Source organism: Bradyrhizobium sp. 141 (assembly GCF_023074055.1).
Classification (GTDB): Bacteria; Pseudomonadota; Alphaproteobacteria; order Rhizobiales; family Xanthobacteraceae; genus Bradyrhizobium.
Map to the genome: position 1 here is coordinate 1 of NZ_JADPKR010000024.1, position 15,778 is coordinate 15,778.

Genomic DNA, 15,778 nt, shown 5'->3' on the forward strand with positions numbered 1-15,778 from the left:
CCTGTGCCGGCTTAACTCGATCGAACCGCCGTGGTACGGACCCGTATGCCCGGTGGTGTGGGAGGGGTGGCGTCGCGAGACGTCCCCCTATCCCGATCAAGACAAACTATGCCGAGCCAATTACACGCCGCTCACAGTGAATCTCAGGGAAAACAAGCTCGTTCGGCATAGTTCGGCAGTCGGCATAAACCGCGAAGATGAAGGACGTAGACCCTCAAGCCTGGCTCGCCGACGTCCTGGCGCGCATCGCCGCACATCCAGCCCAAAAGCTCGACGAACTGCTTCCGTGGAATTGGCGTGACCGAAACAAGCGAGCCGAAAAAGCTGCCTGAGTGACCGCTACGCGGTCTTCACCGGCTTCACCGGACGCTTGAGAGTGGCGAGCCACATGGATTAACTCCTGTCCAGTTTTTCGAGCGAAGATCAAGTCCCCGGAACGTACCCGGGGCAGGTCAGTACCACCCAAGTCACTCTTGTCGATCCCCAGCACTTTTGCCTCGTTATTTGTAGATGGTCGTAATTGTGAACCTCGATGCGAGATCGTAGTGCTTGCTCATCTCAATCAGAGTTCGATGTTGATTTAGATGTGGGCCTTCGACCTCTTTATGCAGGTCACAGATAGATACGCATCGATGTCGCGAACCTGACAAAATGTTGCGATCATTCCAGCGGACCTGTTGGCGCGCATGCGTGTTTCACTCTCGCTATGCGGGCGAGCACGGTATTCGACGTGGCACGCGGATTGCTGGGATGATGAGCAAAGAACCAAGCGGCAAAAGCGGCTGTAGCGACTGCATCCTCATTTCGTGGATGACACCGCGATCGATGGAACGAAGAAAGAAAAGCAAAATGTCAAATCCGCATCAGATAGCATTCTATGGGAAGGGGCCTCGGCGAAACCGCCCCCTACCAAACAGGCTCGCCGCCCCTGTCGACCTTTGCGCAGAAAATCTTGATGGTCGGCTGCGACTCAAAGGCCCACCACACCCATCTTATCCTGAACTCGAAGGCGCAGGATAAAGTTCTGCATCTCGCCGCGCGGTATGCCTAGACAGTTACACGTTGGCCGAACTTGATAATCGAGTCGGGCTACGCCGCGGAGGACGTCGTCTACATGCCGTCTTACATCATTCGCTGCCCGCAGCGCCTGCCGGTCACCTTCGCCCTTCCATCGCTTAGAGAGTGAAGTGCCACCATGTCCGAACAACCCTTGCCGATGCTGCCGATGTGGCGCGTGGATCACATCGAGCCCTCGCCCGAGATGTTGGCGCTACGCGCCAACGGTCCGATCCACCGCGTGCGCTTCCCGTCCGGGCACGAAGGCTGGTGGGTGACAGGCTACGACGAGGCCAAGGCGGCGCTGTCCGACGCGGCGTTCCGGCCCGCGGGAATGCCGCCGGCGGCATTCACCCCGGATTCGGTGATTCTCGGTTCGCCGGGGTGGCTGGTCTCGCACGAGGGGGGCGAGCATGCCCGGTTACGCACGATCGTGGCGCCGGCCTTCAGCAACCGCAGGATGAAGCTGCTCGCGCAGCAGGTCGAGGCGATCGCCGCGCAGTTGTTCGAGACGCTGGCGGCCCAGCCCCAGCCCGCCGACCTGCGGCGCCACCTCTCCTTTCCGCTTCCGGCCATGGTCATCAGCGCGCTAATGGGCGTGCTCTATGAGGATCACGCCTTTTTCGCCGGGCTGTCCGACGAGGTGATGACGCACCAGCATGAAAGCGGCCCGCGCAGCGCATCGCGCCTGGCCTGGGAAGAACTGCGCGCCTACATTCGCGGCAAGATGCGGGACAAGCGCCAGGATCCGGGCGACAACCTGCTGACGGATCTGCTCGCGGCGGTCGATCAGGGCAAGGCGACCGAGGAAGAGGCGATCGGCCTGGCGGCGGGCATGCTGGTGGCGGGGCACGAGAGCACCGTCGCGCAGATCGAATTCGGCCTGCTGGCCATGTTCCGCCATCCGCAACAGCGCGAACGCCTGGTTGGCGATCCATCCCTGGCGGACAAGGCGGTGGAGGAAATCCTGCGCATGTACCCGCCGGGCGCGGGCTGGGACGGCATCATGCGCTATCCGAGGACCGACGTGACCATCGCGGGGGTGCATATTCCCGCGGAGAGCAAGGTGCTGGTCGGCCTGCCGGCGACGTCGTTCGATCCGCGCCATTTCGACGACCCGGAAATCTTCGACGTCGGACGCGACGAAAATCCGCACCTGGCGTTCTCCTACGGGCCGCACTCCTGCATCGGCGTGGCGCTGGCCAGGCTGGAACTCAAGGTGGTGTTCGGTTCGATCTTCCAGCGCTTTCCCGCGCTGCGCCTGGCCGTGGCTTCCGAAGACCTGAAGTTGCGCAAGGAGATCATCACTGGCGGGTTCGAGGAGTTCCCAGTGCTCTGGTGATGCGCGGACGCCGCCGGGAATTGCGATCTTCTCCGCAATTTGGCGGCGCGCCTGGCGCGCGCCGGTCAGATCAGCCAGCCAACAGGTAACCAACAAGATGGACGTGCAAGAAACCACAGCAGCATGCCGTGACGCCTTCGCCGAACTGGCGTCGCCAGCGTGCATCAACGACCCGTATCCGTTCATGCGGTGGTTGCGCGAGCACGATCCGGTGCATCGCGCGGCGTCGGGCCTCTTTCTGTTGAGCCGCCACGCCGACATCTACTGGGCGCTCAAGGCCACGGGCGATGCGTTTCGGGCACCGGCGCCGGGCGAACTGGCGCGCTATTTTCCGCGTGCGGCGACCAGCCTGTCACTCAATCTGCTGGCGTCTACACTAGCGATGAAGGACCCACCGACGCATACGCGTCTGCGCCGGCTGATCTCGCGCGATTTCACCATGCGCCAGATCGACAACCTGCGGCCGAGCATCGCGCGCATCGTCGCAGCGCGCCTGGACGGCATGGCGCCCGCGCTGGAGCGCGGGGACCCGGTGGACCTGCATCGGGAATTCGCGCTGGCCTTGCCCATGCTGGTATTCGCCGAACTGTTCGGCATGCCCCAGGACGACATGTTCGGGCTCGCCGCCGGCATCGGCGCCATTCTGGAAGGCCTGAGCCCGCACGCCAGCGATCCCCAGCTCGCCGCGGCGGACGCGGCCAGCGCCAGGGTGCAGGCCTACTTCGGCGGCCTCATACAGCGCAAGCGCACCGATCCCCGCCACGACATCGTGTCGATGCTGGTCGGCGCACACGACGACGATGCCGACACGCTGTCGGATGCGGAGTTGATCAGCATGCTGTGGGGCATGCTGCTGGGCGGCTTCGCAACCACTGCTGCGACCATCGACCATGCGGTCGTGGCGATGCTGGCGTATCCCGAACAGCGGCATTGGCTGCAGGGAGACGCCGTGGACGTGGAGGCATTCGTCGAAGAAGTCCTGCGCTGCGACGCGCCCGCCATGTTCAGCTCCATTCCGCGTATCGCCCAGCGCGACATCGAACTGGGCGGCGTGGTGATCCCGAAGAACGCGGACGTGCGCGTGCTGATCGCGGCCGGCAATCGCGACCCGGACGCCTTCGCCGATCCCGACCGCTTCGATCCCGCGCGGTTCTACGGCACCAGTCCTGGCATGTCGACCGACGGGAAGATCATGCTGAGCTTCGGCCACGGCATTCACTTCTGCCTCGGTGCGCAACTGGCCCGGGTGCAGTTGGCCGAGAGCCTGCCGCGGATCCAGGCGCGCTTCCCCACGCTGGCATTGGCCGAGCAGCCGACCCGGGAGCCCTCCGTGTTCCTTAGGACGTTCCGCGCGCTGCCGGTACGGCTGCATGCGCAGGAGGGTTGAGATGCGCGTCGTGGTCGACCAGGATCTGTGCGGAACCACCGGGCAGTGCGTGCTGACGCTGCCGGGCACCTTTCGCCAGAGCGAACCGGACGGCGTGGCCGAAGTGTGCGTGGCGACGGTCCCGCAGGCGCTGCACGCCGCTGTGCGGCTCGCGGCAAGCCAGTGTCCAGTCGCCGCCATTCGGGTCATCGAAAGCGACGCTGGCGATGACGAGCGCGCCAGCGCCGACCCTGCGCCTTCTCCGGCGGAGGCCGAGCAACGCAATCCAGGAGGACACGATGGCACGGTTTGAAGGCAAGGTGGCCGTGGTGACCGGCGCCGGCGCCGGCATCGGCAAGGCATGCGCCCTCGCCATCGCACGCGAGGGCGGCAGAGTGGTGGTGGCCGACATTGATGGCTCGGCGGCCATCGCCTGCACCGCGCAGATCGCGGCCGAAGCGGGCCACGCGCTGGCTCTGGCCATGGATATCGCCGATGCGCAGGCGGTGGCAGCGCTGTTCGAGACGGCGGAGCGGCACTTCGGTGGGGTCGACCTGCTGGTGAACAACGCGAGCGCCATGCATCTGACCCCGCGCGACCGCGCGATCCTCGACCTGGACCTGGCGGTCTGGGATCAGACCATGGCGACCAATCTGCGCGGCACGCTGCTCTGCTGCCGGCAGGCCATCCCACGGATGATCGCCCGCGGCGGTGGCGCGATCGTCAACATGTCGTCGTGCCAGGGGCTCAGCGGTGACACCGCGCAGACGTCCTACGCCGCGTCGAAGGCGGCGATGAACATGCTGTCGGCCTCGCTCGCCACCCAGTACGGTCATGCGCAGATCCGCTGCAACGCGGTTGCGCCGGGTCTCGTCATGACCGAGCGTCTCCTCGCCAAGCTGGACGAGTGCATGCAACGGCATCTGCGCCGGCACCAGCTCCTGCCGCGCGTCGGCCGCCCCGAGGACGTGGCCGCGCTGGTGGGGTTCCTGCTCTCCGACGATGCTGCGTTCATCACCGGCCAGGTCGTGTGCATCGACGGCGGCATGCTGGCGCATGTGCCGACGTACGCCGATGGTGGCAACAGCCGCGCCGCGCGGCCTGCCGGCGAGACCGCCGAAGCGGCCGCGGCGCCGCGCTGCTGATGGACATGCTGCTCAACCCGCTGGACCGTCGGCATCGGCTGCGGCACGACATCCCGGTCGTGCCCGGCGCTTTTCCCCTGGTCGGGCATCTTCCCGCCATCGTCTGCGACCTGCCGCGCCTGCTGCGGCGCGCGGAACGGACTCTGGGCAGCCACTTCTGGCTGGATTTCGGCCCTGCCGGACACCTGATGACCTGCGTGGATCCGGATGCGCTCGCACTGCTCCGGCACAAGGACGTGTCCTCGGCGCTGATCGAAGAGATCGCGCCCGAATTGCTTGGCGGAACGTTGGTTGCCCAGGACGGCGGCGCGCACCGGCAGGCGCGCGATGCGATCAAGGCGGCCTTCCTGCCCAAGGGGCTGACCCAGGCCGGCATCGGCGGCCTGTTCGCGCCCGTCATCCGGGCGCGGGTGCAGGCGTGGCGCGACCGCGGCGACGTAACCATCCTGCGCGAAACCGGCGACCTGATGCTCAAGCTCATCTTCAGCCTCCTGGGAATGCCCGCGCAGGACCTGCCGGGATGGCATCGCAAGTACCGGCAACTGCTGCAGTTGATCGTCGCGCCCCCTGTCGACCTGCCCGGACTGCCCTTGCGGCGCGGCCGCGCCGCCCGCGACTGGATCGACGCGCAGTTGCGCCAGTTCGTCCGCGACGCGCGCGCGCATGCCGCGCGCACCGGCTTGATCAACGACATGGTGAGCGCCTTCGATCGCAGCGACGATGCGCTCTCCGATGACGTCCTGGTCGCCAATATCCGCTTGCTGCTGCTTGCCGGTCACGACACCACTGCCTCGACGATGGCCTGGATGGTGATCGAGCTGGCGCGGCAGCCTGTGCTGTGGGACGCCCTGGTCGAGGAGGCGCAACGCGTGGGCGCGGTGCCGACCCGGCACGCGGACCTTGCGCAGTGTCCGGTCGCCGAGGCGCTGTTCCGCGAGACGCTGCGCGTGCATCCGGCGACCACGCTCCTGCCGCGTCGCGCGCTGCAGGAATTGCAACTCGGCCAACGGCGCATTCCCGCGGGCACCCATTTGTGCATCCCGCTGCTGCATTTCTCGACCTCGGCGCTGCTGCACGAGGCGCCTGATCAGTTCCGCCTGGCGCGGTGGCTGCAACGCACGGAGCCGATCCGGCCGGTGGACATGCTGCAGTTCGGTACCGGCCCACACGTCTGCATCGGCTACCACTTGGTGTGGCTGGAACTGGTGCAGTTCTGCATCGCCTTGGCGCTGACCATGCACAAGGCCGGGGTGCGGCCGCGGTTGCTGAGCGGCGTCGAAAAAGGCCGGCGCTATTACCCGACCGCACATCCGTCCATGACAATCCGCATCGGATTCTCATGAGCTGGCTCGCATCCCCGTGTGGCGAGGCAGCGGCGCTGGCGACGCGCGGCATTGCGCGTGCGCTCGGTGCGACGCCAGCAACACCGCGGCGGCTCGGCGCTCGCCGTGGCCGTGTCAGGTACAAGGACATGAACAACATGCAGACCGGTTCTACGCTACACGACGACCGAACTGGCGTTTCCGCGCTCGGCGGATTGGACGCCCAGGCGCGCGGCGCATCCGGCAGGCTGCTGCCGGAGATCTGGATGCAGGATGGCGCAAAGCGGGTCGAACAGGCGCTGGCGCGTCTTCTCTGCGCCGAAGACGACGGTGAGACCGAGCTGATGGCGGCGATGCGCTACGCCACCTTGAATGGCGGGAAGCGCACCCGCGCCTTGCTCTGTCTGGCTGCCGGCGCACTGGCCGACACGCCGGCGCACATGCTCGACGACGTCGGCGCCGCCATCGAGATGATGCATGCCTGTACCCTGGTCCACGACGACCTGCCCGCGATGGATGACGACGTGCTTCGCCGCGGCCTTCCGACCGTGCACGTCAAGTTCGGCGAAGCCACTGCGATCCTGGTCGGCGATGCGCTGCAGGCGCACGCCTTCCTGACCCTGGCGAGCCTGGATGCGCCGGGCGACAACCGTATCGCGCTCGTGCGCGAACTGGCGCAGGCGGTGTCCGCCGAGGGTGCCGCAGGCGGGCAGGCCATGGATCTGTCGCTGGTCGGAAAGCACGTCGAGCTGGACAGGATCGTGGCGATGCACCGGATGAAGAGCGGAGCGCTAGTGCGCGCGTCCGTTCGCATGGGCGCGCTATGCGCCATCGCGGAGGATGCCGCGCACGCTGCGCTGTACTGTGCGCTCGATCGCTACACCGCCTGTTTCGGCCTGGCGTTGCAGGTGGTCGACGACATTCTCGACGCGACAGCGGATACCGCGACGCTGGGCAAGACCCCCGGCAAGGACGCGGCGGCGCAGAAGCCGACCTGCGCGTCGATCATGGGGCTGCAGGCAGCGCGCCAGTTCGCGCTGGATTTGTTGCGCGACGCCGGGGAGGCCATCGCCCCGCTGGGGCCGCGTGCGGAACGGTTGGCGCAGATGCTGCAGCGGGCCAACGCGTATCTGTTCAAGCACGCGCCATGCGCGTGAGCGCGCCCGTCCGCATGGAGTCGCCCCCTGTGCCGCAGCGACCGGCCGGCGGCAGCGTGCATGCTGCACTGGGTCCGAGTCCGCGGCGCCAATCGCAGCGGTTGCCCAGCACGGCCGCGGCGCACGCGGCGCGCTGCGCGCAAGCCTATGTGGCGGACCGGCGCCAGCATCGGCGCGTCGCCGCGCCGGAGCAGGGCGATCGTCCGGCGCTGCCCATGCGCCGGGCCGCGACGGGCCTGCGGCGACGTGCGCGGCGTCTGTCTGATCCTGGTTCTCGTCGACCGTCTGCAGAAGGAACATCCCGCGTGAACGCGCTGTCCGAACAGATCCTTTCCGAATTGCGCCACCTGCTGAGCGAGATGAGCGACGGCGGCAGCGTCGGCCCGTCCGTCTACGACACGGCACGAGCTCTGCAGTTCCACGGCAACGTCACCGGTCGGCAGGACGCATACGCGTGGCTCATCGCGCAGCAACAGGCCGATGGCGGATGGGGAAGCGCGGACTTCCCGCTGTTCCGCCATGCGCCCACGTGGGCGGCGTTGCTGGCATTGCAGCGTGCCGATCCTCTTCCCGGCGCTGCCGACGCAGTCCAGGCTGCAACCCGGTTCCTCGAGCGCGAGCCCGATCCCTACGCGCATGCGGTGCCGGAAGACGCGCCGATCGGCGCGGAGCTGATCCTGCCGCAGTTGTGCGGCGAGGCCGCATCCTTGCTGGGCGGCGTGGCGTTTCCGCGCCACCCGGCGCTGTTGCCGTTGCGGCAAGCGTGCTTGGTCAAGCTGGGGGCGGTGGCGACGTTGCCGAGCGGCCATCCGTTGCTGCACTCCTGGGAAGCCTGGGGGACGTCGCTGACCACCGCATGCCCGGATGACGACGGCAGCATCGGCATCAGTCCGGCGGCCACCGCCGCGTGTCGTGCGCACGCCGTGACACAGGGGAGCACGCCGCAGGTCGGGCGCGCCGACGCGTATCTGCAGGCGGCATCGCGGGCGACGCGCAGCGGCATCGAAGGTGTCGTTCCCAACGTCTGGCCGATCAATGTGTTCGAGCCATGCTGGTCGCTGTACACCCTGCATCTGGCCGGGCTGTTCGCGCATCCCGCGCTCGCCGAGGCGGTGCGCGTGATCGTCGCGCAGCTTGACGCCCGCCTGGGCGTGCGCGGTCTGGGCCCGGCCTTGCACTTCGCGGCCGATGCGGACGACACCGCCGTTGCGTTGTGCGTCCTGCGCCTTGCAGGCCGCGACCCGGCGGTCGATGCGTTGCGCCATTTCGAAATCGGCGAGCTGTTCGTCACCTTCCCCGGCGAGCGCAATGCCTCGGTGTCGACCAACATCCATGCCCTGCATGCGTTGCGACTGTTGGGAAAGCCCGCCGCCGGCACCAGCGCCTACGTCGAGGCCAATCGCAACCCGCACGGTCTATGGGACAACGAAAAATGGCACGTTTCGTGGCTGTATCCCACCGCGCATGCGGTCGCTGCGCTGGCGCAAGGCAAGCCCCAGTGGCGCGACGAGCGCGTGCTGGCGGCGCTGCTGCAGGCGCAGCGCGACGACGGCGGCTGGGGCGCCGGTCGCGCGTCCACATTCGAGGAAACCGCCTATGCGCTGTTCGCGTTGTACGTGATGGACGGGAGCGAAGAGCCGACAGGGCGCCGGCGCATCGCGCAGGCGGTGGCGCGTGCGCTGGAGTGGATGCTCGCCCGCCATGCGGCGCATGCATTGCCGCAGACGCCGCTGTGGATCGGCAAGGAACTGTATTGCCCCACCCGGGTCGTGCGCGTGGCCGAACTCGCCGGGTTGTGGCTGGCGCTTCGTTGGGGGCGGCGCGTCCTGGCCGAGGGAGCAGGAGCGGCGCCATGATCCAGATCCAGACCGAACGCGCGCTGCAGCAGGTGCTGGAGTGGGGGCGTTCCCTGACCGGGTTCGCCGACGAGCATGCCGTGGAAGCGGTCAGGGGCGGCCAGTACATCCTGCAGCGCATCCAGCCGAGCCTGCGCGACACCAGCGCCCGCACCGGCCGCGATCCGCAGGACGAAACGCTGATCGTGGCGTTCTATCGCGAACTGGCGCTGCTGTTCTGGCTCGACGATTGCAACGACCTTGGCCTGATCGCGCCGGAGCAGCTCGCCGCGGTGGAGCAGGCGCTGGGGCAGGGCGTGCCGTGCGCGCTCCCCGGATTCGAGGGCTGCGCTGTGCTGCGCGCTTCGCTGGCCGAGCTCGCCTACGATCGTCGCGACTATGCTCAGCTTCTCGACGATACCCGGTGTTACTGCGCGGCGCTGCGCGCCGGACACGCGCAGGCGGCAGGGGCGGAACGCTGGTCCTACGCCGAGTACCTGCACAACGGCATCGATTCGATCGCCTACACGAACGTGTTCTGTTGCCTGTCGTTGCTGTGGGGGCTGGACATGGCGACCTTGCGCGCGCGTCCGGCGTTTCGCCAGGTCCTGCGGCTCATCTCCGCGATAGGGCGCCTGCAGAACGATCTGCATGGACGCGACAAGGACAGGTCGGCCGGCGAGGCCGACAACGCGGCGATCCTGCTGCTGCAGCGCTATCCGGCTATGCCTGTGGTGGAGTTCCTCAACGACGAGCTGGCCGGCCATACGCGCATGCTGCACCGGGTGATGGCGCAAGAACGCTTTCCCGCGCCGTGGGGACCGTTGATCGAGGCCATGGCGGCCATCCGCGCGCAGTACTACCAGACCTCGACCAGCCGCTACCGCAGCGACGCTGCGGGGGAGGCCGGCGTGCGCCGACCTGAACGCGCGGGAGGCGGCGGCGTGCGCGCGCTGCCGTCGGACCGATCCGACGCAACGCCGTCGCCCGATGCGACGGATGGAGCGAGCATGAGCGACACCGCCCTGAGCCGGCGCAAGGACGACCATCTGGACATCGTGCTGGATCGGCGAACGGCGCCGGCCACGGTCGCCGCCGGCTGGGAGTACATTCGTTTCGAACACTGCGCATTGCCCGAGTTGGACCTGACGCAGATCGACCTGCGCGCCTCGCTGCTGGGTAAGACCATGCGCGCGCCGCTGCTGATCAGCTCCATGACCGGCGGCATGCCACGCGCCGATGCCATCAACCGGCATCTGAGCGAGGCAGCGCAAGCCTTGGGGATCGCCATGTGCGTCGGTTCGCAGCGCGTGAGCCTGCAATCCCGCAACTCCCAGGGGCTGACGCGCGCGCTGCGCCGCCTGGCCCCAGACATTCCCTTGCTGGCCAATATCGGCGCCGCGCAACTGCGCGAGGCCGACGGCCTGGACCTGGCGCGCCGGGCGGTGGATGCGCTGGAGGCCGATGGACTCATCGTCCATCTCAATCCGCTGCAGGAAGCGGTACAGCCGGAGGGCGACCGCGACTGGCGCGGCGTCCTGGCGCAGATCGCTCGCGCCGCGCGCAGCGTGGGCGTGCCGATCGTGGCCAAGGAAGTGGGGTCGGGCCTGTCCGCCTCGGTGGCCTGTGCGCTCGTCGAGGCGGGCGTGGCGGTGATCGATGTCGCCGGCGCCGGCGGCACCAGTTGGGCCGCGGTGGAGGGTGAGCGCGCCCGCGATGCCGCCGACCGTGCAGTGGCGATGGCGTTCGCCGATTGGGGGATTCCGACCCCGGCCAGCGTGCAGGCGGTACGTCGGGCGCTGCCAACGGTGAAGCTGATCGCGTCGAGCGGGATCCGCGACGGCGTCGACGTGGCCAAGGCCATCCGCCTGGGCGCGGACATCGCCGGGCAGGCGGCCGGCGTGCTGCGCGCGGCTACGGTATCCACCGAGGCGGTTGTCGCGCATTTCGAGATCGTCATCCGCCAGTTGGCCGTCGCCTGCTTCTGCACCGGCTCGGCTGATCTGGCGGCGTTGCGTCAGGCGCGCTTGTTGCCCTCGGCGCATCTGCCCGCCGGTTGATGCCGGCGTCGCCCGCACGTGGCGGCGGGCGCCTAGTCCTACTGAGTCAGAAAGTCGCGGATGCGGGGGGATTCGCGCTGGTCGCGGATTTGTTAGGGTGCTGCTTCGTGATCAGGGAAGCGCCCCGCCATGCCCGACTGGACAGCCGAGAGTGAAGCCGCATTCGACGCCTATGTCGATGCTTTGATCGGGGTGATCGGCCACGCCGAATGAGCTGAGCCCCTGAAGGGGTCGGAACAACGTGCGCCGGGAGTCCGGCAAGGAGTAGATGGTGCAAGTCCATTGCAATGAAGGAGTAGCGATCCACATTGACCCCGAGTCATGCGCGGTCGGTCGTGAGGAGACCGGTAACTTCTCTGGGGTCAGGCAGACTTTTCCTGGCGTGCTTTCACTCGAGTTGCGGGATCCTGGCCACGGATATCGGCTTCGATCGCCCATAGCTCGGCCAGTCGTGACGGTCTGTGTCGCCACGCGAACACTCTCGTTGACGTGGAGCTCGTAGAACCGCCTTCTGACTTGAACGGTAGGTAACTGCCCCTATCTGGCGAAGGTGAGCAGCGGCGGCCAGCTCAGCAAGAGCAAATCAGACCATTTGACCGTCGGATCTGGCTCCGGCCCTTACCCGGCAAAGCTATCGACCGGCACCAGGCAGGCGGTTCTCCGGATTCAGCCCGACGCGCCGGTGCGGCGCGGCCGTATCGCGGATGTTCGGTAAGTCCCGCTGGTGCTGGTACGTGTGCTCACGGATATCGCCGGCGCAGCATCACGGAGCTCGCGCTCGCCTCACCGACGTTTCGATAACGAGGCGCGCCAAGTAGCCCGGAAAGGCTGGCTGCGTCTCTGGTCCTTACGGATCGCAGCCTACGTAATGATACGGAGGTCAGCCATCGCACTTCCTTGATCTTGGAAATGCATCCTCATCTACATGACACCATACAGACCAATCTACGATCCACAACTCTGGCGAGCTCGTGCGCAAGCAACGCGAATCAAAGCGGATTCGCTCAGACCCGGCAAACCCAGAGACAGGCTCCTGAAAGTCGCCGATGAATACGATAAGCTAGCCCAACACGCAGAAAGGGGCGGCGCGCCCAGAACCGACCAAGAGTCAGGTTCGTGTCACGATTTCTGATCATTATCCGTTTTCTTGACTAAATCCTCGAGCGGCTCGCTCCGAGCCAAGACGAATGTCTCGGCCGATCCTTGGCCAATTGGTTCGGATGGCGGTGGTTCTTAGCCCGCGGATGCCGCGGTCCTCAGCAGAATCAACCGCATCATGCGCGTTGCCGATTCCTTAGGTACGTGCCCACCGGCGCCAATTCCACGGAACGCACACACTTTCGTCGATAACTAATTTCAAAAAGTTGAGCCAACATCAGAAGAGGCAATCAATATTGATTCAAGCGGAAGAAAGCGTGGTCCACCACATGCTCTCATCAATGACAATCAATGCGCTACAGAATCGCGTCGCTCCTACCCAGGAACAGGTGATGCATCATTTGAAGCTTGCGTACGATAGAGCGGGGCTCATCCCTACGCTGGCATCTACGATTCGGGTATTGGACCGTATCTCACGTGAGATCAATCAGGCTGAGACGGTGTTGGAGTTCATCGACCGAGGCGAGGGGCAACCGCACTGAGTTGGCGAATGAAGCTCCTCGCGCTCCTGGCTATCACGCGATCATAATGACCGAAGGAATCAGGAGGTCAGGTTGAGCTCGACGTCTGACGAGACCATCCCATCGTTGATCTCTGCGGCGATGCACAATCACTGTGCCTTATGCCACCGCCCGCTTTCTGAGGGCCTAGGGAGCCGTCGCGAGCGTGGCATCCCTCGGGCGCAAGGCGGCACACGATCGGAACGCGATTTCGACCAGATGTGCTTTTCCGTGTTCGACTGGCAAATCATAGGAGGCGAGGGAGCGCCTCGCTATTCTTGATCGGCTTCGAACACTTTGCCATGTTTGCTCACCGACCAAATAAGCGCTGCAGGTGATTTAGAGGTGCAGAGGTGAAGGGGGATGGTCTCCGTAGACATGCCAATCGTCGATTGGTCGGACAACCATAGGCCGAGACCTCGGTCATTCCTGTCCTGCGCTCTAGCGCCCCTAAACATTGATGTGGTGCCACGCCCATTTTGCGAGTAGTGGAGCTTGCGGAGCGTGAAGCGAATTCCCAGCTCAGCAGGATATCAGGCTAGAACGCGGCCCGGTTTGGAAGTGGTCAAGGGCCATTTGTGCGCGGCCGCCTTGGGCCAATTCCAGCAAAAATCGGACAGCGCGGCCGAATCTTCCTCGGCACCTCCATCGCTGAACGCCAACCAGTTCGACGAAACCGGAAGGGTACACGCTCCTCTGGTCGCGGCCACGCAAGACCGCCGAGTAAGCCTCGCTCGGCCAACGCCCCCGCCCGAACTCATCGGGCGGGTCGGCTCTTGAGACGTTTCTATGACAGCAATCCATAATGTGTAAGCGGTCAAGACTGATAGTGAGTTTCACATATCGCTCTTCATGAGCCTGCAAGGAGAAGGATATCCAAATCTTTTCACCCCTGATTTCGAAATGGACCGTCGACTGGGTGCGGGTAGCCCACAAGCTGATCGAGACCTTCGCACCGACCTCAATTCTCGCTCAGAAGCTCTCGGAGGTCCTATCCGATTTAGCATGGTTTACCGGGAAGATACCTGGCGAGGCTTCCCGACGATGATGCCGAGATCGTGCCGAAATCCGAGCGCGACAACCAACTTCGCTGCGACGAACATCGGTCCGACCAACAGATGGGCAGGATTGTCGATCATCGCGGGCCACCGGCACTCGAACACCAAGTGATCAATGATCAGCAATGCAGCGCCGGTGACCATCAGGATGGCAGTAAGCGACCACATCCCGGCGGTCGTCAGATGGTTCAGGATCACGTCCGCAGCCTCAAGCAATGCGAAAGACGTGCATCGCGCAATTCCAGGGGCGCGATGATACTCCGGCGTGGTCCGCAAGCCAGCGCCGGAAATAGGAGTTCATGCGATGCGTGCCTCGTCCATCGTGTCGGCAGGCACGGCACAATTACCATCTACCAAGCGCATATGCTGGCGCCCCCGTCGAACACATACCGGTGCTTAGATGGGGAGAGCCTCGCGTCAAATCTCCTAAAAACAGCACATGTGTCAGATTCGTGTACCTGATCCCTCAACTAAGCCGAACCTGTTTGACGGCGAAGGACACGCACTAGGTTCCGTCGTGGCGTGCAAGGTCGGTGAGTACGTCTCGTGCGTGACCCCCGCTCGATCTACTCAGGAGGAGCGTTCTTGAAGCCGACAGCAAGGCCCGCAGCTCAGTTTCTCTTGTTTCGATCGGCGCGGCAGGACGACTAGAACTCGTCCGATTGGAGAACGCAGCCGTCGGACTGCCAGCAAAGGCGTCATGACGGACCCTCGGCAAGCCTGCAATTAGCACAAATTGAGGAGCTTGGCGGTAATCCAGGGGCGAACACGCCCGCGTCCCGCCCTACGGCAATTCAAAGTCTGGCATTGGCGCACCTGCGGCTGCGCCCGGGTGGCACGGCGAGAGCGGCCTTGTACGGTAGAGCGCCGGCAACTCCGCCATAAGTTGCCTCAGCCATCGGTGCGCGGCGGAATGATGGGTCGATGACGATTGCTGCTGTTGGGAGGTCCTGAAAACCAGATTGTCCGTTGGCTACCCTGGCGATACCCGGATCCCAACTGAGTCCACGCGAACCGTCTTGCCTAGCGTTGCTTGCGAGCGCGAACAGATTCACACAGTGAGATTGCATCGACACCTCCAACCCGCTGATGTTTGTTGCCGGAGGCCTATGCGGGATCTCTCCTGCGTGAAGCCTCTGCGCTTCCGCAGCTTTCGAAATTCCCGTCCAGCAAATTACAATATTTTCAGCGAACTCATGCGAGCAGAGCGCTATTTCTTGTGATGTGGACGAGCCGGCTTGCGACCTTTGCGCAATGCCTTATGGGACGTTGCTCCTTTGGGTGGTTGGACAAAGAACTCAGATAAATGGACACCAAGTGTTTTAGCGATCCGATCGAGCAGATCGATTGTTGGATTTGCATCTTGCCTCTCAACGGCACCCATATATGAGCGGTCAATGTCCGCATCGTAAGCCAATTGCTCCTGCGGAATACCGAGATCCACGCGGATCCGCCGCACATTCCAGGCCACAAGCGCACGAGCTTTCATGCGCCAAAGCAGCCATTCGGCAGGCCATCAAACCACTGGCTATAACCGGTCTATTGTCTCAAGTTTCGCAAAAAGATAGCGAACTCGCCGCGTGAGCTTACATGAAAGAGCCGGCGTTAGAACCAGATGCTGGGCACGCGGCGCCGAATGAGTTGGTGCTGACTTTCTATGACGAACAGCACCTGTTGACGTATTGGCGGCTCCTCGGTGCGGAGGCCGAGGGCGCCAACTGGGAAGAAGTTGCCCGGATCGTATTGCTTCTCGCCCTGCAGCCCCGGTTCATCTTCCGG

The 15,778-nt window shown here is 65.0% G+C and carries 10 protein-coding genes and 5 pseudogenes; 12 read left to right on the forward strand and 3 right to left on the reverse strand.

What is annotated here, in order from left to right:
- Positions 1-188: 188 nt before the first annotated feature.
- From IVA81_RS07240 to fni, 11 genes and pseudogenes are all read left to right on the forward strand, one after another.
- A pseudogene (locus IVA81_RS07240) lies at positions 189-332 on the forward strand (transposase domain-containing protein); the annotation flags it as partial.
- Positions 333-849: 517 nt separating this feature from the next.
- A pseudogene (gene nifH / locus IVA81_RS07245) lies at positions 850-1,042 on the forward strand (nitrogenase reductase); the annotation flags it as partial.
- 153 nt (positions 1,043-1,195) lie between these two features.
- The gene (locus tag IVA81_RS07250; protein WP_247314192.1) at positions 1,196-2,398 is read left to right on the forward strand and encodes a cytochrome P450; all 1,203 of its coding nucleotides are present in this window, start codon (positions 1,196-1,198) and stop codon (positions 2,396-2,398) included.
- A 97-nt stretch (positions 2,399-2,495) separates the two neighbouring features.
- A complete protein-coding gene (locus tag IVA81_RS07255; RefSeq protein ID WP_247314194.1) occupies positions 2,496-3,785 on the forward strand; it encodes a cytochrome P450 in 1,290 nt (429 codons plus the stop codon).
- 1 nt (position 3,786) lies between these two features.
- A complete protein-coding gene (locus tag IVA81_RS07260) occupies positions 3,787-4,077 on the forward strand; it encodes a ferredoxin (protein ID WP_247314196.1) in 291 nt (96 codons plus the stop codon).
- Positions 4,064-4,909, forward strand: a complete 846-nt coding sequence (locus tag IVA81_RS07265; RefSeq protein WP_247314197.1) for an SDR family oxidoreductase — start codon at positions 4,064-4,066, stop codon at positions 4,907-4,909. The genes IVA81_RS07260 and IVA81_RS07265 overlap by 14 nt, the downstream gene beginning before the upstream one ends.
- A complete protein-coding gene (locus tag IVA81_RS07270) occupies positions 4,909-6,252 on the forward strand; it encodes a cytochrome P450 (protein ID WP_247314199.1) in 1,344 nt (447 codons plus the stop codon). Before IVA81_RS07265 ends, IVA81_RS07270 begins: the two co-directional genes overlap by 1 nt.
- Before the next feature lie 137 nt (positions 6,253-6,389).
- Positions 6,390-7,388, forward strand: coding sequence for a polyprenyl synthetase family protein (locus IVA81_RS07275; RefSeq protein ID WP_247314239.1), 999 nt, complete (start codon positions 6,390-6,392; stop codon positions 7,386-7,388).
- Between the two features lie 305 nt (positions 7,389-7,693).
- Positions 7,694-9,244 carry a hypothetical protein gene (locus tag IVA81_RS07280; protein WP_247314201.1) on the forward strand — a complete coding sequence of 517 codons (1,551 nt, stop codon included), beginning with the start codon at positions 7,694-7,696 and terminating at the stop codon, positions 9,242-9,244.
- A pseudogene (locus tag IVA81_RS07285) lies at positions 9,241-10,119 on the forward strand (hypothetical protein); the annotation flags it as partial. The gene IVA81_RS07280 and the pseudogene IVA81_RS07285, both read left to right, overlap by 4 nt.
- A 114-nt stretch (positions 10,120-10,233) precedes the next feature.
- Positions 10,234-11,283 (forward strand): type 2 isopentenyl-diphosphate Delta-isomerase, encoded by a 1,050-nt coding sequence (gene fni / locus IVA81_RS07290; RefSeq protein ID WP_247314241.1) that lies wholly within the window; start codon positions 10,234-10,236, stop codon positions 11,281-11,283.
- A 365-nt stretch (positions 11,284-11,648) separates the two neighbouring features.
- On the opposite strand, the pseudogene IVA81_RS07295 reads toward fni, so the two are convergent.
- The 3 genes and pseudogenes from IVA81_RS07295 to IVA81_RS07305 form a co-directional block, all read right to left on the reverse strand.
- Positions 11,649-11,796: pseudogene (locus IVA81_RS07295) on the reverse strand (transposase); the annotation flags it as partial.
- Between the two features lie 2,155 nt (positions 11,797-13,951).
- The gene (locus IVA81_RS07300; RefSeq protein ID WP_247314203.1) at positions 13,952-14,197 is read right to left on the reverse strand and encodes a hypothetical protein; all 246 of its coding nucleotides are present in this window, start codon (positions 14,195-14,197) and stop codon (positions 13,952-13,954) included.
- A 1,012-nt stretch (positions 14,198-15,209) separates the two neighbouring features.
- Complete coding sequence (locus IVA81_RS07305; protein ID WP_247314205.1) at positions 15,210-15,488, reverse strand: helix-turn-helix transcriptional regulator; 279 nt, start codon at positions 15,486-15,488, stop codon at positions 15,210-15,212.
- Positions 15,489-15,589: 101 nt separating this feature from the next.
- Here IVA81_RS07305 and IVA81_RS07310 point away from each other — a divergent pair.
- Positions 15,590-15,745, forward strand: a pseudogene (locus IVA81_RS07310) (DUF2285 domain-containing protein); the annotation flags it as partial.
- Between the last annotated feature and the right edge of the window lie 33 nt (positions 15,746-15,778).